The 17,280-nt window shown below is 65.8% G+C and carries 19 protein-coding genes; 7 read left to right on the top strand and 12 right to left on the bottom strand.

Annotated features, from left to right (window positions below; genetic code table 11):
• Positions 1-551: 551 nt before the first annotated feature.
• Positions 552-833 (top strand): hypothetical protein, encoded by a 282-nt coding sequence (locus tag SOM18_RS08270; protein WP_156360244.1) that lies wholly within the window; start codon positions 552-554, stop codon positions 831-833.
• Positions 834-970: 137 nt separating this feature from the next.
• Here SOM18_RS08270 and SOM18_RS08265 read toward each other — a convergent pair whose 3' ends face one another.
• From SOM18_RS08265 to SOM18_RS08225, 9 genes are all read right to left on the bottom strand, one after another.
• Positions 971-1,282, bottom strand: a complete 312-nt coding sequence (locus SOM18_RS08265; RefSeq protein ID WP_031440198.1) for a hypothetical protein — start codon at positions 1,280-1,282, stop codon at positions 971-973.
• 205 nt (positions 1,283-1,487) lie between these two features.
• The gene (locus SOM18_RS08260) at positions 1,488-4,568 is read right to left on the bottom strand and encodes a TonB-dependent receptor domain-containing protein (RefSeq protein WP_031440197.1); all 3,081 of its coding nucleotides are present in this window, start codon (positions 4,566-4,568) and stop codon (positions 1,488-1,490) included.
• A gap of 268 nt (positions 4,569-4,836) precedes the next feature.
• The gene (locus SOM18_RS08255) at positions 4,837-5,199 is read right to left on the bottom strand and encodes a Rap1a/Tai family immunity protein (RefSeq protein ID WP_042466865.1); all 363 of its coding nucleotides are present in this window, start codon (positions 5,197-5,199) and stop codon (positions 4,837-4,839) included.
• Positions 5,196-5,996, bottom strand: coding sequence for a hypothetical protein (locus SOM18_RS08250; RefSeq protein ID WP_209567457.1), 801 nt, complete (start codon positions 5,994-5,996; stop codon positions 5,196-5,198). The genes SOM18_RS08255 and SOM18_RS08250 overlap by 4 nt, the downstream gene beginning before the upstream one ends.
• Before the next feature lie 76 nt (positions 5,997-6,072).
• Positions 6,073-6,384, bottom strand: coding sequence for a hypothetical protein (locus SOM18_RS08245; RefSeq protein ID WP_031393980.1), 312 nt, complete (start codon positions 6,382-6,384; stop codon positions 6,073-6,075).
• A gap of 379 nt (positions 6,385-6,763) precedes the next feature.
• Positions 6,764-7,360, bottom strand: coding sequence for a 50S ribosomal protein L9 (rplI, locus tag SOM18_RS08240; RefSeq protein ID WP_031440825.1), 597 nt, complete (start codon positions 7,358-7,360; stop codon positions 6,764-6,766).
• A gap of 11 nt (positions 7,361-7,371) precedes the next feature.
• A complete protein-coding gene (rpsR, locus tag SOM18_RS08235; RefSeq protein ID WP_031393978.1) occupies positions 7,372-7,596 on the bottom strand; it encodes a 30S ribosomal protein S18 in 225 nt (74 codons plus the stop codon).
• A gap of 2 nt (positions 7,597-7,598) precedes the next feature.
• Entirely contained in the window at positions 7,599-8,033 is a 435-nt protein-coding gene (gene rpsF, locus SOM18_RS08230; RefSeq protein WP_031393977.1) for a 30S ribosomal protein S6, read from the bottom strand.
• A 172-nt stretch (positions 8,034-8,205) separates the two neighbouring features.
• Positions 8,206-8,562, bottom strand: a complete 357-nt coding sequence (locus SOM18_RS08225; RefSeq protein WP_031440824.1) for an RcnB family protein — start codon at positions 8,560-8,562, stop codon at positions 8,206-8,208.
• Between the two features lie 194 nt (positions 8,563-8,756).
• On the opposite strand from SOM18_RS08225, the gene fabD reads away from it, so the two are divergent.
• The 6 genes from fabD (at position 8,757) to mltG (ending at position 13,758) form a co-directional block, all read left to right on the top strand.
• The gene (gene fabD / locus SOM18_RS08220) at positions 8,757-9,716 is read left to right on the top strand and encodes an ACP S-malonyltransferase (RefSeq protein WP_320481529.1); all 960 of its coding nucleotides are present in this window, start codon (positions 8,757-8,759) and stop codon (positions 9,714-9,716) included.
• Between the two features lie 27 nt (positions 9,717-9,743).
• Positions 9,744-10,172, top strand: a complete 429-nt coding sequence (locus SOM18_RS08215; RefSeq protein WP_031440822.1) for a GxxExxY protein — start codon at positions 9,744-9,746, stop codon at positions 10,170-10,172.
• 1 nt (position 10,173) lies between these two features.
• Positions 10,174-10,911: a 3-oxoacyl-[acyl-carrier-protein] reductase gene (gene fabG / locus SOM18_RS08210; protein WP_031440821.1), complete on the top strand. Its 738-nt coding sequence runs from the start codon at positions 10,174-10,176 to the stop codon at positions 10,909-10,911.
• A 161-nt stretch (positions 10,912-11,072) separates the two neighbouring features.
• Positions 11,073-11,309, top strand: a complete 237-nt coding sequence (locus SOM18_RS08205) for an acyl carrier protein (protein ID WP_031393971.1) — start codon at positions 11,073-11,075, stop codon at positions 11,307-11,309.
• A gap of 121 nt (positions 11,310-11,430) precedes the next feature.
• Entirely contained in the window at positions 11,431-12,693 is a 1,263-nt protein-coding gene (gene fabF, locus SOM18_RS08200) for a beta-ketoacyl-ACP synthase II (RefSeq protein WP_031440820.1), read from the top strand.
• 96 nt (positions 12,694-12,789) lie between these two features.
• Positions 12,790-13,758, top strand: a complete 969-nt coding sequence (gene mltG / locus SOM18_RS08195; protein WP_031440819.1) for an endolytic transglycosylase MltG — start codon at positions 12,790-12,792, stop codon at positions 13,756-13,758.
• A 44-nt stretch (positions 13,759-13,802) separates the two neighbouring features.
• On the opposite strand, the gene eda is transcribed toward mltG, so the two are convergent.
• The 3 genes from eda to edd form a co-directional block, all read right to left on the bottom strand.
• A complete protein-coding gene (gene eda, locus SOM18_RS08190; protein WP_031440818.1) occupies positions 13,803-14,411 on the bottom strand; it encodes a bifunctional 4-hydroxy-2-oxoglutarate aldolase/2-dehydro-3-deoxy-phosphogluconate aldolase in 609 nt (202 codons plus the stop codon).
• Positions 14,408-15,376: a glucokinase gene (gene glk / locus SOM18_RS08185; protein WP_031396123.1), complete on the bottom strand. Its 969-nt coding sequence runs from the start codon at positions 15,374-15,376 to the stop codon at positions 14,408-14,410. The genes eda and glk overlap by 4 nt, the downstream gene beginning before the upstream one ends.
• An 88-nt stretch (positions 15,377-15,464) precedes the next feature.
• Positions 15,465-17,279, bottom strand: coding sequence for a phosphogluconate dehydratase (gene edd, locus SOM18_RS08180; protein WP_031440817.1), 1,815 nt, complete (start codon positions 17,277-17,279; stop codon positions 15,465-15,467).
• Position 17,280: the final 1 nt, after the last annotated feature.

Below are 17,280 nucleotides of genomic sequence, written 5' to 3'. Positions count from 1 at the left end.
GGGGGGCGGGCGCCATCTCCCACGGCCCCCCACACTCCCGTTCGTGCTTATCGTAGATACAAGAGCTTTGACCAACGATGGTGTTCGACAGGCACTGCTCACGGTACCCCCCCCCCCCCCAGCAGAACCGCCTGCCGAACGCACCGGCGTGTAATAAAACAGGCTGCTCAGGACTATTATTAAGTTTGATCCCAGTATCCACAATTAACTATTGATACTACGATTTATGGAAAATACGCCTTTAAGACGTACCTTACGGCTAATGCGGACATGGATAAATCACAGAATGCATAACATAAGTTATGTTTTGAGATCGACTTCTTTGTGCTTCTGCGTACCTTGATTCGACGAGATACTTCAGTACTTTCGTGGCAGGAATTCTATATGCTGCGAGCGTCGTCCATGGCCATTGTCAACCTTGTTCGTAACAGGTTAACTTGGCACATGGATTAAGCTGACACTTCCACCTTCGCGTAATTGCAGACATTCGAAGCTTAGCGAGGTTGGAAGCAAAGGAGCGTTCATGCCCGGCAAAACATCTGGCAATTACCGTGACGCGTATGCTTCCGCTCGCGGCATCGCTGCTGTCTGGCACTCTATTGGGTCGAGCGGCAATGCTCGCGTTAGTTTCGCCGATGGCGATGGACGGTGGACAGTCTGTCGGCGCGTGGGCGCTGGTATTGTTCTTGCTCGCTCAGCCTATCATGCTCGTCGCTGCTATGACGGCGGGCTTTCTCTGCTATCGCCGATTGACAAAATGGCGCTTCGTCACTGCGCTCGCACTGCCGGCTTTGCACCTTCTCGGCATGAGGATTCTCATGCTCGCTTTATAGGCTGAAAGTCGAGTTTCCACCAAGTTGAGCCGTTGACACCGGCTGCCCGGTGCCCGGCGATAACGCCCTTACATCCGCGTCGCGTCACAAAAAAAGCCCCCACCGTCAGGTGAGGGCTCGTGACATCGGGCGAAGTCTTACTTCTCGCCATTGTCCTTGACGCCCACGGTGGGCACGTCGACCGTTTCGGTCTCGGTCTTGACCTTGGGGACCTCGACTTCGGTCTTCTTCGTGCCGACGACGACCGCCTTAGAGTCGAGATCGACATTCGGCATGTCGCCGCCCTTGACGGAGACCTCCGGAAGCGAACCTTCCTTCACGTTGGCGCTCCAGAACCCGGTCGCAAAGAGGACACCGACGATGGCCGCAATGACGACAAGGACGATGACGATCGTCTTGCCTGCGCCGCTCTTCTGACGAATTGGCTCGCCGCCCCGATAATCTGACATTTAACTCTCCCTGTACTTACAACAGGTTCGAACACTCTCGACGCAGTCTTGTTCCGTTTGCGTCATGACGTCGAAATTGCCGGCGCCCGGCACGCGGATCTTAACGCGTCTTGAGGGCGGAGCGACGGACGGACGTCGCCGGCGCGCTTCCCAAAAAAAAGGGGCCCGTCGCGAACGACGAGCCCCCCGATACGCCCCGGTTCGATCAGAACCGCACGGTCGCCCCGACCGCGAGGTTGCGGCCCAGCGCGTCGTAGCGCGCGGGGATCGTGTTGCTGCGCGCCAGGCTGATGTCATAGGAATTCGCCAGGATCGGCGGCGTCTTGTCGAGCAGGTTGTTCGCGATCAGCCGGAGCGAGAAGTCGCGCGACACGGCGAAGGTCAGCGCCAGGTCGAAATAATTCACCGGCGCGATCCTGTAGAAGGTCGTCCGCGCCCGGTCGGGCGTGCCGCCGATCGCCGGATCGCCCGAATTGTCCGCACTCGTCAGCGACCCGACATAGCGCCAGTTGAACGAGGTGCTGAAGATGCCGTCGCTCGTCGTATAGGTCGTCCGCAGCCCGTGCGACCATTTCGGCAGCAGCTGGCCGCAGCCATTGCCATAATAGCCCGCACAATTGCGCTTGGGCTGGAGCGGCGAATCCTGCCCGCCGGCAAAGGTGGTCAGCGACCCGTTGAAGTTCCAGTCGATCTTGCCGGCCCCGCCCAGACCCAGCGTATACTGGCTCTGGAAGTCCCAGCCGCGCGCGATCGAGAAGTAATAATTGGTCGTGCCCGCGCGGATGAAGCCGCTGGTCGGGTTGTTCGCGGCGGCGGCGTAGAGGATGCCTGTGCCGGGCTGGCGGACGATCCCCGAGCAGAAGAACGGGTCGCCGTTCGAACGCTGGCAGCCATCGGTGTAATAGCTGTCGTCGTTATAGCCGAGCGAGTTGTTGATCTTGATCCGGTAGCGATCGACCGAGAAGACCAGCCCGCGCAGGAAGCTCGGCTTCACGACCAGGCCATAGGTCTGGGTATAGGCGGTTTCCGGATCGGCGGTGAACCCGCCCGATCGCACCGTGCACTGGTCGTTCGGGCACAGCAGGGTCGCGCTGCCATAGAGTGCGTCGGACAGTCCGGTCGCCGCGCACACCTCGCGCGAGGCGATCGGCGTGGTCGTGGTGATCGTCCGGCCGGGATTGGCGGGGTCCGCGATCTGGCGCGGCACGGGGGCGCAGAAGTCGTTCTGCGATCCGCCCTGCCGGCTATAGTTGATCGCGGTCGCCTGGCGGATCTCGAACACCGTCGGTGCGCGCTGCGCCTTGTTGAACGACGCGCGGAACGTCAGGTCGCTGACCGGGGCATAGGTGCCCTCGAGCTTCCACGTGTTGAAGGTCTTGGGATTGCTGCTGTATTTCGACACACGATAGCCGCCCGTGACCTGCAGCAGATGCGCGAAGCGGCGCTCCTCGATCAGCGGCGCCTGGACCTCGATGTTCGATTCCCAGACGTCCTGGCTGAGGTTGAAATCCTCGCCGCCATTCTGCTCGCGGTAGATCGCATCCGCGGACGAGGCATAGCTGTCCTTGCGATATTCGCCGCCCAGCGCGATCGCGACGCCCTGGTTCGCAAAGGGCGAGGTGATCCCGTATTTGCCGAGGTCACCGGTCACCGACGACACGATGTCCCACAATTTGGCGACGCCGGTCGAAGTGCCGCTGCGCGCGGTGAAGAGGTAATCGGCCAGCGGTCCGCCGAGCGTGCCCGCGCTGAACGCATTGAACGGGACACAGGCCGGGTCGACCCCCGACACGGTCGCCGCGCAGGTCGGCGTGCCGTTGACGCTGACGACGTTGAGCGAGCGGTTCACCCGGTCGAAATCGGCGAAATTGCCGAAGGTGATGTCCTGCTGGTTGCGCGAGAACACGCCGCCCAGATCATAGGTCCACGCCTCGCCGACGGTGCCGCGGATGCCCGCGGTCGCGCGGATCCCCTTGTTCAGATAGACGTCGGGCGAGAAGGGCAGGTCGTTGAAGCGATAGCGCACGTCGAGCGGCGCGAGCGCCGACGTCCCCGCCTGCGCACCGCAGATCGTGCTGGCCTGCGACGTCGACAGGAACGGGTTGTTGCAGTTCACCTGATACGGCGTGTCGCCATAGGCGGTGTAGCTGTAGACGCGCGTCGGATAGGGGTTCACCGACCTGTCGCGGAACCAGATCCCCGAGCCATAGAGCTCGAGCTCGGGCGCGATCTTCGCGCTGACGAAGCCGCCCGCCGTATAGCGTTCGAATTCGCGCTGGTAGGAATAGCCGTCATAGGGGTTGGCCGCGTTGCCCGCCCCCGCGCCGTACGGCACGAAGCTGCGCGTGCCGGCGGGATCGTTGACATAGCCGACGCCGCTGTTCGCCCCGCTGCGCGGCGAGATATAGCCGCTCGGCGAATAGGTGGACAGCGAGCAGGACAGCGGGCCGTCCTTGCCGGTCTGGACCAGCTGGCATGCCGAGCTCGACCGTGCGTCATAGGGGACGTCATTGGCCTGGCGGTAATTGACGAAGCCCGACACGCGCAGCGCGCCGTCGAACAGCTTGGTGCCCGCGGTCAGCGTGACGTCGGACCGGCCGCCGTCATTGGTCAGCCCGCGCGGCGCCTCGAACGCGTTCGCGCGCGCCAGCGGCGACACGATCGTGTCCTTGTTCTCGTGATTGTAGAAGCTGTAATTGCCGTCGAGCTGGATCCCCTCGAAATCCTTCTTCAGGATGAAGTTCACCACGCCCGCGACCGCGTCCGATCCATAGACCGACGACGCGCCGCCGGTCAGCACGTCGACGCGTTCGAGCAGCGAGGGCGGGATGATGCCGACGTCCTGGCCGTTCTGCGTGCCCAGCCGCTTGCCGTCGACCAGCACCAGCGTCCGCTCGAAGCCGAGGCTGCGCAGCTTGATCCGCTGGCGGCCGTCCGAATCCTGATAGGTCTGCTGGCTGTCGGGGGACACCTGCGGCAGGCGGTTGAGCACGTCCTCGACGGTGATCGCCGCCTGCGCGCGGATGTCCTGCGCGGTGACCGAGGTGATCGGCGCGGCCGATGTCATGTTGGGGCGCTGGATCCGCGATCCGGTGACGACGATCATGTCGTCGGACACGGTCTTGGCCGTATCGCCCGCGGCGAACGCGGTCTGCGCATCGGCCTCGACCTTGGCCTGGGCCGGCGTCGCCGGGCTGTCCGTCGCGGTCTGCGCCGCAGCGGGGATCGCCGTCAGCAACAGCGATCCGGCCAGCGCAATATAGGACGTGGTATGTCTGAAGTTCATGAAGGCCCCCTTGTCCGGCTGCGCGTTCGCGCTTGGTCCGGTTCCGGGGACATGAATTCTCCATTATGACTTATATGACAATACCCAAATATGACCGATTCATACGAATGTTGCGACGACGTTCAGAATAGGCACTATTTCGGTTATCGAAGGCCACCGCCGTTCACCATGGCGTTGCACATTGCCATTCCGCCCGCCGACGAATCGTCGCGGGTGGCACTTCGGCGGATTGTCATAGGGCCGTACCGCTACCGGTACGGCGGGCAGGCTAGCGTTTGGCGTTCCGCTTGCACGCAAAGGACCGGCGCAGCGCATCGCGGACCACGAAGATCGGCGCGGCTTTCGCCTTCTTCCCCTTGGTGCGCAGATATTTGCGCGTCGTCGCCACCGCGTCGATCGTCGAGCCCTTGGTCGCCGACGGGCAGATCTCGCGCGCCATCGACAGCGTGTCGAACGCGCCGAGGATATAGCCCGTGCAGAAGCTCGGCGCGGGGTCCGCATCCTTGCCGCGGCACTGCGCGATCAGCTCCTCGGTGGTCAGCGCGCTCACCACCACGGGGCGGTCGGCGCGAGCGGGGGTGCGGGCAGGAGCGGGGGCAGCGGCCACCGCGGCGAGCCAGAGCAGGATCATGTCGGTTCGCTTTCCGCACCAGGGGTCGCCGCGACCGGCGTCGGCTTCAGATAGGGCAGCAGCCGGGCCCGCGGAAACACGTCGTCGAGCGTCCGGCTCTCGGGCAGGATATACACCACGCCGCCCTTGCGGCGGAACAGCGGGCTCAGCTCGCCGGTATAGAATTTGCTGCCGACATTGATGCAGCCAAAGCTGATCCGGTTGTCGTCGGGGCTCGGCGACACCAGCCGCTCGACCCGGCGTTCCTTTTTATGCGTCGTGATCACCGCATGGATCGCGACCGAATTGGCATAGTCGACCCACAGTACCGACTGGCGTCCGAACGCGCGCCCGAACTTCGTGACGAACCGGCCCGCAGGCGTGGTCCGCTCGGCGGGCCCGATCTCGGCCAGATCCTTCGCGCCGACGCCCGGCGACGAATCGTCACCGATTCCGACGCCGAGCAGCACCGGCGTCTGCCCGAGATATGCGCCCTTCGCATCGAACAGCAGCAGCGACGCCGCCTGCTTGTCGATCACCGCATAGGGCAGGCCGGCATTGTCCTTCGCCGCCGCGACCCAGGCGACGATCTGGTCCGCGGCCGGCGACAGCAGCGGCAGCGCGAGCGGCACGACCGGGGCGGCCACCGCCACCCCGCGCCGCGGCTTCGCGCGCGTCTTGCCACCCGCCTTGCCACCAGTCTTCGCGGCGACCTTGGCGCCGGCAGCGGCCGCCAGCGGCACCGGCGCGGCGACGAGCGCCAGCGCCAGGCCGGCAAGCGCCGCCGCCCGGTACCGTCCCGGTAACGGCCCTCTCACGCGCAAGATCCTCTCACGATTGCGATCCTGCGCGGCGAAAGCCGTCCCGGGTATTGGCATGGATGCAGGGTCAGGCTCAGCCGCGCGGCTTGCGCTGGCGCTGCTGCATCTGCTGCTGCATCTTCTGCTCCATGCCGTCGACGCGACCGTTGATCTGGTCGATCCGCTGGCCGTTCTGCTGCGCCTGGCCGGCTGCGGCCTGTGCTTGGGTCAGCGCCTCGCCCGACGTGCCCTCGACGGTCCGCAGGCGGCCGTCCATGCCGTCGATGCGCGTGTTGACGGTCGCGATCTGCTCGCGGACAAAGCCCTTGGTGGCGCAACCGCCCAGCCCGATCGACCCGATCAGCAGGAGGGCAACCGTCGGATATTTCTGGAGACTCGTACGCATTATCTTAACCTTTCCAAAAACTGGAACCTGCACTCAGCGATCACAATCGCGCGCTGACAATCGATTTTGGCCAGAATGTGCGTCTTCTGCGGTGGAGCAGGGGGCGGGGGGAATGCCGCCGGTTCGCCGCGCCGCGCGGTTCATCTGCCCGCAACCTTTCACCGGCCTTGGGCATTATCGCCGCGTCCCTTTTCATAGAGTTCGCCGGCCATGAAACAGATCCTCCCCGTCATCTTCGCGCTCGTCCCCCTCGCCGCGATGGTCGGCGCCTGCGTCACCTGCCCCTGAGCCGCTGGCGTTCCTGCCGCGGACATGAAAAAGGCCCGCCCGGATCGCTCCGGACGGGCCTTTTTCGATTTGGCCAGGAAAGGCGAGGGGGTTAGCCCTGTGCCTCTTCCTCCTGGTCGCGCGGGGCTTCGGCGGTCGCGCCGGGCTCTGCGTTCGGATCGTAATCCTCGACGAAGCCAGCCTCGTCACGCTCGAACATCGACGACATGACGTCGACGCCCTGAGCCTGCATCTCGGCTTCTTCCGGCGACCGGGCGACGTTGACCTTGACGGACACCGACACCTCGGGGTGGAGTGCAACCTTGACGGTGTACACGCCGATCGCCTTGATCGGCTTGTCGAGCACGATCGCCGACTTGCCGACCTTGTGACCATCGGCCACCAGCGCATCGACCAGATCGCGAACCGCGACCGAGCCGTAGAGCTGACCGGTGTTCGACGCCTGACGGATCAGGGTCACGCTCGCGTCGGTGAAGGTCTTCGCTTCGGTCTCGGCATCGGCACGGCGCGATGCGTTGTCCGACTCGATCCGCGCACGGTTCGCTTCGAAAACCTTGCGGTTGGCTTCGTTCGAACGAAGCGCCTTCTTGTTCGGGAGAAGGAAGTTACGGGCATAGCCGTCCTTGACCTTCACCACGTCGCCGATGGCGCCGAGCTTTTCGACGCGCTCAAGCAGAATGACGTCCATGGGGGCGCTCCTTACTTAACGATGTAGGGCAGCAGGCCCAGATGACGCGCACGCTTGATGGCCTGGGCCAGTTCGCGCTGCTTCTTTGCGGCCACCGAAGTGATACGCGACGGGACGATCTTGCCACGCTCGGACACGAAGCCCTGCAGCAACCGGACGTCCTTATAGTCAATCCGGGGAGCGTCTTTGGCAGAGAACGGGCAGCTCTTGCGGCGGCGGAAGAATGGACGTGCCATGATTATTCAGCTCCCTCTTCGCGGTCACGACGGGGACCACGGTCCGGACGATCGCCGCGGTCAGGACGGCCTTCACGGCCACCTTCGCGGTCGCCACGACGCTCACGGTCGCGGTCCGACTTGCGCATCATCACGGTCGGGCCCTCTTCGAGCGTGTCGACCTTGACCGTCATGTAACGGATGATGTCTTCGTTGATCTGCGTCTGGCGCTCCAGCTCTGCGATCACGTTGCCCGGGGCATCGATCTCGAGCATCACATAGTGCGCCTTGCGGTTCTTGGCGATCTTGTACGCCAGCGAACGCAAGCCCCAGTTCTCGGTCTTTACGACCCGACCTTCGTTGTCGTTCACGATCTTGGTGGCGATTTCCGCCAGAGCGTCCACCTGCGCCTGTGCCAGATCCTGGCGCGCAAGGAACACGTGCTCGTAAAGAGCCATGTCTTGTCCTTCGTCTTGGCCGATCGCTGATACACGCCCCATGCGTGCACCCCTCCGGCTGTCGTCTAGAATGCAAACCGGGGCGAGAGACGCGAATCCCTCACCCCGGTTGCGATGGCCCTTACCCGATTATCGGGGAAAGGCAAGGTTGGTTACGACCCTGACGGCGCGATTACCGGAACGCACCACCCCGCACCTGGACCACATTGCCGCGGCCGTTGACCAGCAGCGCGTCACGACCCGAACGGACCCACTGGCTGCCACGCGGCGGCGCGGCGAGGCGATAGTTGCGGTAGGTCGTGATCACCCGGTAGTTCTGCGCATAGCGGCGGTCGAATCGCTGGCCGGTGCGGAAATTGCGATACTGGTTCGGGCGGACGGTGGTCCGCTTGGTGACGACGGTGCGGCCATTGTTGTTCTGGCGCACGGTGGTGACTTCGCGACGCGCTTGCGCCTCGGCCGGAGCGGCGGCCAGCAGCGGGCTGGCGACGAGGGTGGCGGCAAGCGCGCTGAGGATGAACTTTTTCATGATACTCTCCCGTTGAAACACGGCGCCGATGCTGCGGCGTCCTCCATAATCTGGGGGCCGCTTGTCGCAGGCGCTTGTCGCAGGGGTCGCGAATTGGTCGCATTTTGTCGCAAACCTGGCGGGTTCGTTCAGGTTCGCGCGGTTGCAACTCGGGCCACACCTTTCTAGTCCGCCCGCTTCAAAGAGGAGAGGTCATGCGCGCGTTCATCTTCCCCGGCCAGGGGAGCCAGTCTGTCGGCATGGGCAAGGCGCTCGCCGACGCCAGCGCCACCGCGCGCGAGGTCTTCGCCGAAGTCGACGAGGCGCTCGGCCAGAATCTGTTCCGGCTGATGAAAGAGGGGCCCGCCGACGACCTCCTCCTCACCGAGAATGCGCAGCCCGCGATCATGGCGAACGCGATCGCCACGCTGCGCGTCGCCGAGAAGGAGGGCGGTCTGCGCCTCGCCGACAAGGCCGACTATGTCGCCGGGCACAGCCTCGGCGAATATACCGCGCTCTGCGCCGCGGGTGCGCTCGACCTCTCGACCACCGCGCGGCTGCTGAAGCTGCGCGGCCGGGCGATGCAGGCGGCAGTGCCGGTGGGCGAGGGCGCGATGGCCGCACTGCTCGGCACCGACCTCGAAAAGGCGCAGCTGATCGCCGGCGCCGCGGTCGATTCGATCCTCGCCGAGGGCGGGGCCGAGCTGATCTGCACCGTCGCCAACGACAATGACCCGTCGCAGGTCGTGATCTCGGGCCACCGCCTCGCGATCGAGAAGGCGATCGGCCTCGCCAAGGATCTCGGCGCCAAGCGCGCGGTCCTGCTCCCCGTCTCCGCGCCGTTCCACTGCCCGCTGATGCAGCCCGCCGCCGAAGCGATGGAGGCCGCGCTCCTCGACGCCGACCTCCGCGCGCCGCTGGTGCCGGTGTTCGCCAATGTCGACGCGGTCGCCGTCGCCAACCCCGGCGCGATCCGCCACCTGCTCGTCCAGCAGGTCACCGGCATGGTCCGCTGGCGCGAATCGGTGCTCGCAATGCACGCAGCGGGCGTCGGCCACTTCGTCGAATTCGGCGGCAAGGTCCTAGCCCCCATGGTAAAACGCACCGCCCCCGACGCCGAAACCACCAGCGTCATCACGATGGACGACATCGAGGATTTCGTGAAGAAGATGTAATTCACGCAAAGGCGCAAAGGCGCGAAGATGATGGATATCGAGGCTGCCGCTTCTGACGTCATTAACGTGTCTCTGCGCCTTCACCGCGAACTGGGCCCAGGCTTGCTCGAGAGCGTCTACGAAACTGTTCTGGCGTCCAAGCTCACCACTCTGGGCTATCAGGTCGAGCGGCAGCGACCTGTTTCGATCGAGTTCGAAGGCCTGCACTTCGATGCGGCATTTCGGATCGACCTCATCATCGGCAATCGACTGCTCGTCGAAATCAAATCCGTCGAGCGGCTGAACGCCGCTCACGCAAAGCAATTGCTGACCTATTTGCGACTTACCAGGCAGCCACTTGGGCTGCTGATCAACTTCGGAGGCGAAACGCTGAAGGAGGGGCTCCGTCGGATCGTCAACGGCTACACCCCCTTCGCGCCATCGCGCCTTCGCGTGAACCAAATTATTGGAGACTAGAATGTTCGACCTCACAGGCATGACCGCCCTCGTCACCGGCGCATCGGGCGGGATCGGGTCCGAGATCGCCCGAGCCCTAGCCGCACAGGGCGCGCGCCTCGCCATATCCGGCTCCAACGCCGCCAAGCTCGACGCCTTCCTCGCCACCCTCGGCGGCGATCACGTCGCGCTCCCCTGCGACCTGTCCGACCCCGCCGCGGTCGACGCGCTTGTCCCCCAGGCGGTGGAGAAGCTCGGCAAGATCGACATCCTCGTCAACAATGCCGGCGTCACCCGCGACAATCTCGCGATGCGGATGAAGGACGACGAGTGGGACAGCGTCATCCGCGTCAATCTCGAGGCCGCGTTCCGCCTGATGCGCGCCGCCGCCAAGCCGATGATGAAGGCGCGCTTCGGCCGGATGATCTCGGTCACCTCGATCGTCGGCGTCACCGGCAATCCCGGCCAAGCCAATTACGCCGCGTCGAAGGCGGGGCTGATCGGCATGTCGAAATCGATGGCGCAGGAGCTCGCCAGCCGCGGCATCACCGTCAACTGCGTCGCCCCCGGCTTCATCACCTCGCCGATGACCGACGCGCTCCCCGACGCGCAGAAGACCGCGCTCACGACCAAGATTCCGGCCGGCCGGCTGGGCGAGGGCGCGGACATCGGCGCCGCGATCGTCTATCTCGCCAGCCGCGAGGCGGGCTATGTCACCGGGCAGACGCTGCACGTGAACGGCGGGATGGCGATGATCTGACGTCACGGATCCGCGGCATGAGCCGGGCTAACGCCCGGTTTTCGCCCGCAATCGCGCAAAGCGACCCGGCAAGGCGATGAACTGACCCTTGCCACGAAACGGACCCCGTTCTACGGGCGTTCAGGAACTGGTAAAAACCCCCAAAGATAGAGGGAACGAACATGAGCGAGACCGCAGACCGCGTGAAGAAGATCGTCGTCGAGCATCTCGGCGTCGAAGCCGACAAGGTGACCGAAGATGCGAGCTTCATCGACGATCTGGGTGCCGACAGCCTCGACATCGTCGAGCTGGTCATGGCGTTCGAAGAAGAATTCGGCGTCGAGATCCCTGACGACGCGGCTGAGAAGATCGCGACCGTCAAGGACGCGATCACCTATATCGACGAGCACAAGGCCTGATCAGGGCTTGAGGTCCGATCCGTCGGGCTTGCCCTGGTGGCTATGATCTGAGCGGCTCCCCGTCCTTGGGCTAAGAGGGCGGGGAGCCGTTTCGTTTTGGAAGCATGTGGAGTTTGAGGTCATGCGGCGTGTCGTCGTAACCGGGCTAGGCCTGGTCACCCCCCTGGGGGCCGATGTTGAAACGGCTTGGGCGAACATTCTCGCCGGCAAGTCGGGGGCGGGCCCGATCACCCGGTTCGATGCGTCGGACCAGGTCTGTCGCATCGCCTGCGAGGTGAAGCCCGCAGACCATGAATATGGCTTCGATCCCGCCAAGCGCGTCGACCACAAGGTCCAGCGCCAGGTCGATCCCTTCATCATCTATGGCATCGACGCCGCGGGCCAGGCGCTCGAAGACGCCGGCCTGACCGAGATGACGGTCGAGGAAAGCTGGCGCGCGGGCGTGTCGATCGGCTCGGGCATCGGCGGCCTGCCGGGCATCGAGAGCGAATCGATCGTCCTCCACACCAAGGGGCCGCGCCGCGTCTCGCCGCACTTCGTCCATGGCCGTCTGATCAACCTGATCTCGGGTCAGGTCTCGATCAAATATGGTCTGCGCGGACCCAACCATGCGGTCGTCACCGCCTGCTCGACCGGCGCGCATGCGATCGGCGACGCCGCGCGGATGATCGCGATGGACGATGCCGACGTGATGCTCGCGGGCGGCGCGGAGGGCACCGTCTGCCCGCTCGGCATCGCCGGCTTCGCCCAGGCGCGCGCACTGTCGACCAACTTCAACGATTCGCCCGAAAAGGCCTCGCGTCCCTATGACAAGGACCGCGACGGCTTCGTGATGGGCGAGGGCGCGGGCGTGCTCGTGCTCGAGGAATATGAACACGCCAAGGCGCGTGGCGCGAAGATCTATGCCGAGGTGATCGGCTATGGCCTGTCGGGCGACGCCTATCACGTCACCGCGCCGCATCCCGAGGGCGACGGCGCGTTCCGCTCGATGCAGATGGCGATCAAGAAGTCGGGCCTCAAGCTGGAGGACATCGACTACATCAACGCGCACGGCACCTCGACGCCGATGGGCGACGAGCTCGAACTCGGCGCAGTCCGCCGGCTATTCGGCGATGCGATCTCGGGCCTGTCGATGTCGTCGACCAAGTCCGCGATCGGGCATCTGCTCGGCGGCGCCGGCGCGGTCGAGAGCATCTTCTGCATCCTCGCACTGCGCGACCAGATCGTGCCGCCGACGCTCAACCTCGACAATCCGAGCGACAGCTGCATCGGCGTCGACCTGGTGCCGCACGTCGCCAAGAAGCGCGAAGTCCGCGCGGTGCTGAACAACTCGTTCGGCTTCGGCGGCACCAACGCCTCGCTGGTGATGACGCTGGTCAAGTAACCTGTTCCCCGGCGAAGGCCGGGGTCCAGTTGGGTGAATGGTGCTTTTATCGGAGGGCCTGCCCAACTGGGCCCCGGCCTCCGCCGGGGAACTTTAATGCGCAAGGTCGGCTGTTTCGGAGTGATCCTCGCCCTCGTGGCGATCGTCGCGCTGTTCCTCGTCGTCCAGGGCTGGGGCGGCGCCGGCCCGGCCGCGCGCACGCTCACCGTCCAGGTGCCGCAGGGGTCGAGCCTCGCCGCCGCCGCGACCGAACTCGAAAAGGCCGGCGCGATCCGCTCCGCCAGCCGCTTCCGGCTCTACGCGCGCATCTTCGGCTCGGGCGATCCGATCAAGGCGGGCGAATACCGCATCCCCGCCCAGGCCAGCCCGTCCGACATCCTGAAACTGATGCAGGGCGGCAAGGTCGTCCAGCGGCTCGTCGCGGTCCCCGAAGGCTATCCTTCGGTCCTCGTCCACGACGCGCTGATGAAGGCCGACGGCCTGACCGGTACCGTGCCCGTCCCCGCCGAGGGCTCGATCCTGCCCGACAGCTATGCGTTCGAACGCGGCGACACGCGCGCCACGGTCGTCGCGCAGATGCAGTCGGCGATGACCGCCTATCTCGCCAAGGCCTGGGCGGCGCGCAAGCCGGGCATCGCGGTGGCGACCCCCGAACAGGCGATCATCCTCGCCTCGATCGTCGAGAAGGAAACCGGCAAGCCGTCCGAGCGTCGTATGGTCGCCGCGGTTTACGGCAACCGCCTGCGCGTCGGCATGCCGCTCCAGGCGGATCCGACCGTCATCTACCCGATCACCAAGGGGCGCCCGCTCGGCCGCCGCATCCTGCGCTCCGAACTGCAGGCGAAAAACGGCTACAACACCTATGCCAGCCCCGGCCTGCCGCTCGGCCCGATCGCCAATCCCGGCCGCGCCTCGATCGACGCGGTGCTCGACCCGGCGCAGACCCAGGCGCTGTATTTCGTCGCGGACGGCACCGGCGGCCATGTCTTCGCCGACACGCTCGACCAGCACAACGCCAATGTCCGCAAATGGTACGCAATCCGCAAGGCCCGCGGCGAGATGTAGCGCGATCGTCACCCCGGCTTCAGCCGGGGTGACGATCTGCACGCTTACCCCCGCAACGCGTTGGCCGCGCGTGCCTTCATCTCGATCTCGGCCATCGTGCCGCCGGTCACCCAGCTCCCGCCGACGCACAGCACCGGCTTGAACGCCAGCCACTCGGGCGCGGACGCCTCGGTGATCCCGCCGGTCGGGCAGAACCGCGCCTGATAGAACGGCGCCGCCAGCGCCTTCAGCGCCTTCAGCCCACCGCTAGCCTCCGCCGGGAAGAACTTGAAATGCGTGAGGCCGAGGTCGAGCCCGGTCATGATGTCCGCCGCATTGGCGATGCCGGGCAGGAACGGCACGCCGCTCTCGATGATCGGCGTCGCGAGCCGCTCGGTCAGGCCGGGCGAGACGATGAACTCCGCGCCCGCGTCCATCACTTCGGCAAACTGGCGGGTGTTGACGACGGTGCCCGCACCGACGATCGCGCCCTCGACCTTCTTCATCTCGGCGATCGCCTCGAGCGCGGCGCCGGTGCGCAGCGTCACCTCGAGCACGCGCAGGCCGCCCGCGACCAGTGCCTCGGCGAGCGGACGGGCGAGTGCCGCGTCCTCGATCACCAGCACCGGGATGACGGCGCTGGTTTGCATGATGTCTGCGATAGTTGCGGTCATTGCGTGTGTTCCTGTGCGAAGGCCGCCGCGGCGCCGAACAGGCCGGGCTGGGGATGGGTGATCAGCTTGACGGGCATCGCCGCCATCATCGTCTGGAACCGGCCCTTGGCGACGAAGCGCTGGTCGAAGCCCGAGCGAACCAGACGGTCCTTGATCCGGAAGCCGAGCCCGCCCGCGATCACCACCGCCTTGGCGCCCTGCGCGAGCGCGAGATCGCCCGCCACCGCGCCAAGCGCGAGGCAGAAACGGTCGAGCGCTGCGAGCGCGATCGAATCGGTGCCGTCGATCGCCTCGGTCCAGATCGTTCGGTCGTCGCGGCTGGGCACCGAACGCCCCTCCATCTCGGCCAGCGTCTCGTAGATCGCGACGATCCCCGGCCCGGCGACGACGCGCTCGGCGGAAACGCGCGTGAAGGTCTTGCGCAGCCGCTTGAGCAGCGCGTCCTCGATCCCGTCGAGCGGCGCGAAGTCCATGTGGCCGCCCTCGGTCTCGAGCACCTGGTACCGGTCGCGGTGCCGCAGCAGCTGTGCGACGCCAAGCCCCGTGCCCGGCCCGCAGATCGTCGTGATCCCCTCGGACGGCAGCGGCGTGTCGGGGCCGCACAGATGGATGAAGTCGCTGTCGGGAACCTGTGCGACGGCATGGCCGACCGCGCCGAAATCATTGACGACGACCCACTGGTCCGCGTTCAGCCGCTCGGTGATCAGCGACTTGCGGATGATCCACGGATTGTTGGTCAGCCGGATCACGTCGTTGGCGACCGGCGACGCGACGGCGATGCCCAGCGCGCGGGGCAGGGGCCGTCCCAGCCCCGCCTCGAACGCCTGATAGGCGGTCTGCAGCGACGCATGGTCCGCGGTCTTCATCGTCACCGGCTCGCCCAGCTTGACGACGCGGCCATTCTCGACCTCGGCAATCGCAAAGCGCGCATGCGTCCCGCCGATATCTGCCGCTACGATTTCCATTGGTCTCTCCCGATCCTTGATCTCTTATCGCCGTTCGTCCTGAGCGACGTTGAAGGACATCGCCCGGAACGAACGGTTCGCGCGGGCTTTAAAGCCCCGCGCCCGCCAGCATCGCCGACGCGCCCTTTTCGGCCTCGTCGGCCAGCCCGCGGAACATGCCGAACAGCTCGCGACCCATGCCGCTGACCGCGGGTGGCAGCGTCACCATCTCGCGCGTCGCCCATACGTCCGCATCGACCAGCGCTTCCAGCGTGCCGTTGACCGCATCGACGCGGATCATGTCGCCGTCGCGGATCAACCCGATCGCGCCGTCGAGCAGTGCTTCGGGCGAGCAATGGATCGCGCACGGCACCTTGCCGCTCGCGCCCGACATGCGCCCGTCGGTGACCAGCGCCACCTTGAACCCGCGATTCTGCAGCACGCCCAGCGGCGGGGTCAGCTTGTGCAGCTCGGGCATGCCGTTCGCGCGCGGCCCCTGGAAGCGGACGACGACGACGACGTCCTTTTCCAGCTCGCCGCGCTTGAACGCCTCGATCACGTCGAGCTGGTCGTCGAACACCATCGCGGGGGCCTCGACGATCCAGCGATCGCGCTCGACCGCGGACACCTTGATGCACGCGCGGCCGATATTGCCCGCGAGGATCCGCATGCCGCCATCCGCCGAGAACGGCGCGGTGGCCGGACGCAGGATCGTCTCGTCACCGCTGTCGGGCGTGTCGCGCCATTCGAGCGCACCGTCCGCGACCACCGCGGTCTTGGCATAGGCCGACAGGTCCTGCCCGCCGATCGTCATGATGTCGCCGTGGAGCAGCCCTTCGCCCAGCAGTTCGCGGATCACATAGGGCATGCCGCCCGCCGCCTCGAACGCGTTCACGTCCGCCGAACCGTTGGGATAGACGCGCGCGATCAGCGGCACCGCCGCCGACAGGCGATCGAAATCCTCCCAGTCGATCACGATCCCCGCCGCACGCGCGATCGCGGGGACGTGGAGCAGATGGTTGGTCGAGCCGCCCGTCGCGAGCAGGCCGACCGCCGCATTGACGATCGCCCGCTCGTCGACGCAGCGGCCGAGCGGCCGGTAGTCGTCGCCGCGTGCCCCGATCTTCGCGAGCCTATGGACCGCCGCGCGCGTCAGTTCCTGGCGCAGCTTCGTGCCCGGATTGACGAACGCCGCGCCCGGCATGTGGAGGCCCATGACCTCCATCATCATCTGGTTGGTATTGGCGGTGCCGTAGAAGGTGCAGGTGCCCTTCGAATGATAGGCGCCGATCTCCGCCTCGAGCAGCTCCTCGCGGCCGACCAGCCCTTCGGCGAACTTCTCGCGCACCGCGGCCTTGGCCTTGTTGGGCAATCCGGTCGGCATCGGCCCGCCCGGGATCAGCACCATCGGCAGGTGCCCGAAGCGCAGCGCGCCCATCAGCAGCCCCGGCACGATCTTGTCGCAAATGCCGAGCAGCGCCGCGCCCTCGAACGTGCCGTGGCTCAGCGCGATCGCGGTGGAGAGCGCGATCGTGTCGCGGCTGAACAGCGACAGCTCCATCCCCGGATAGCCTTGCGTCACGCCGTCGCACATCGCCGGCACGCCGCCCGCGACCTGCGCGGTGGCACCGGCCTCGCGTGCCCAGACCTTCATCAGTTCGGGATAGCGGTAATAGACCGCATGCGCCGACAGCATGTCGTTATACGCCGTCACGATGCCGATGTTCATGCCGGCATCGGCCTTCATCGCATCGCGGTCCTCCTCGGTCCCCGCATAGGCATGCGCGAGGTTCGCACAGCCCAGCGACGGCCGGCGCACCTGCGCCTCGCCCTCGCGGTCGATCAGCGCGAGATAGGCGGCGCGGCTGTCGCGCGACCGTTCGATGATCCGGTCGGTGACCGCGGAGACGACGGCGTTCAGCATC

Source organism: Sphingomonas sp. CFBP9019 (assembly GCF_034045155.1).
Classification (GTDB): Bacteria; Pseudomonadota; Alphaproteobacteria; order Sphingomonadales; family Sphingomonadaceae; genus Sphingomonas; species Sphingomonas aerolata.
This window is presented reverse-complemented; position numbering and strand designations above follow the sequence as displayed.

What these genes read in the sequence shown, in the direction of transcription:
- SOM18_RS08255 (WP_042466865.1), bottom strand. Translation starts at nt 5,199, where the DNA reads ATGATCCTGCTCTGGCTCGCCGCGGTGGCCGCTGCCCCCGCTCCTGCC.
- SOM18_RS08215 (WP_031440822.1), top strand. Translation starts at nt 9,744, where the DNA reads ATGATGGATATCGAGGCTGCCGCTTCTGACGTCATTAACGTGTCTCTG.
- fabD (WP_320481529.1), top strand. Translation starts at nt 8,757, where the DNA reads ATGCGCGCGTTCATCTTCCCCGGCCAGGGGAGCCAGTCTGTCGGCATG.
- rpsR (WP_031393978.1), bottom strand. Translation starts at nt 7,596, where the DNA reads ATGGCACGTCCATTCTTCCGCCGCCGCAAGAGCTGCCCGTTCTCTGCC.
- SOM18_RS08205 (WP_031393971.1), top strand. Translation starts at nt 11,073, where the DNA reads ATGAGCGAGACCGCAGACCGCGTGAAGAAGATCGTCGTCGAGCATCTC.
- SOM18_RS08260 (WP_031440197.1), bottom strand. Translation starts at nt 4,568, where the DNA reads ATGAACTTCAGACATACCACGTCCTATATTGCGCTGGCCGGATCGCTG.
- SOM18_RS08265 (WP_031440198.1), bottom strand. Translation starts at nt 1,282, where the DNA reads ATGTCAGATTATCGGGGCGGCGAGCCAATTCGTCAGAAGAGCGGCGCA.
- fabG (WP_031440821.1), top strand. Translation starts at nt 10,174, where the DNA reads ATGTTCGACCTCACAGGCATGACCGCCCTCGTCACCGGCGCATCGGGC.
- edd (WP_031440817.1), bottom strand. Translation starts at nt 17,279, where the DNA reads ATGCTGAACGCCGTCGTCTCCGCGGTCACCGACCGGATCATCGAACGG.
- eda (WP_031440818.1), bottom strand. Translation starts at nt 14,411, where the DNA reads ATGACCGCAACTATCGCAGACATCATGCAAACCAGCGCCGTCATCCCG.
- rpsF (WP_031393977.1), bottom strand. Translation starts at nt 8,033, where the DNA reads ATGGCTCTTTACGAGCACGTGTTCCTTGCGCGCCAGGATCTGGCACAG.
- SOM18_RS08245 (WP_031393980.1), bottom strand. Translation starts at nt 6,384, where the DNA reads ATGCGTACGAGTCTCCAGAAATATCCGACGGTTGCCCTCCTGCTGATC.
- mltG (WP_031440819.1), top strand. Translation starts at nt 12,790, where the DNA reads ATGCGCAAGGTCGGCTGTTTCGGAGTGATCCTCGCCCTCGTGGCGATC.
- rplI (WP_031440825.1), bottom strand. Translation starts at nt 7,360, where the DNA reads ATGGACGTCATTCTGCTTGAGCGCGTCGAAAAGCTCGGCGCCATCGGC.
- fabF (WP_031440820.1), top strand. Translation starts at nt 11,431, where the DNA reads ATGCGGCGTGTCGTCGTAACCGGGCTAGGCCTGGTCACCCCCCTGGGG.
- glk (WP_031396123.1), bottom strand. Translation starts at nt 15,376, where the DNA reads ATGGAAATCGTAGCGGCAGATATCGGCGGGACGCATGCGCGCTTTGCG.
- SOM18_RS08225 (WP_031440824.1), bottom strand. Translation starts at nt 8,562, where the DNA reads ATGAAAAAGTTCATCCTCAGCGCGCTTGCCGCCACCCTCGTCGCCAGC.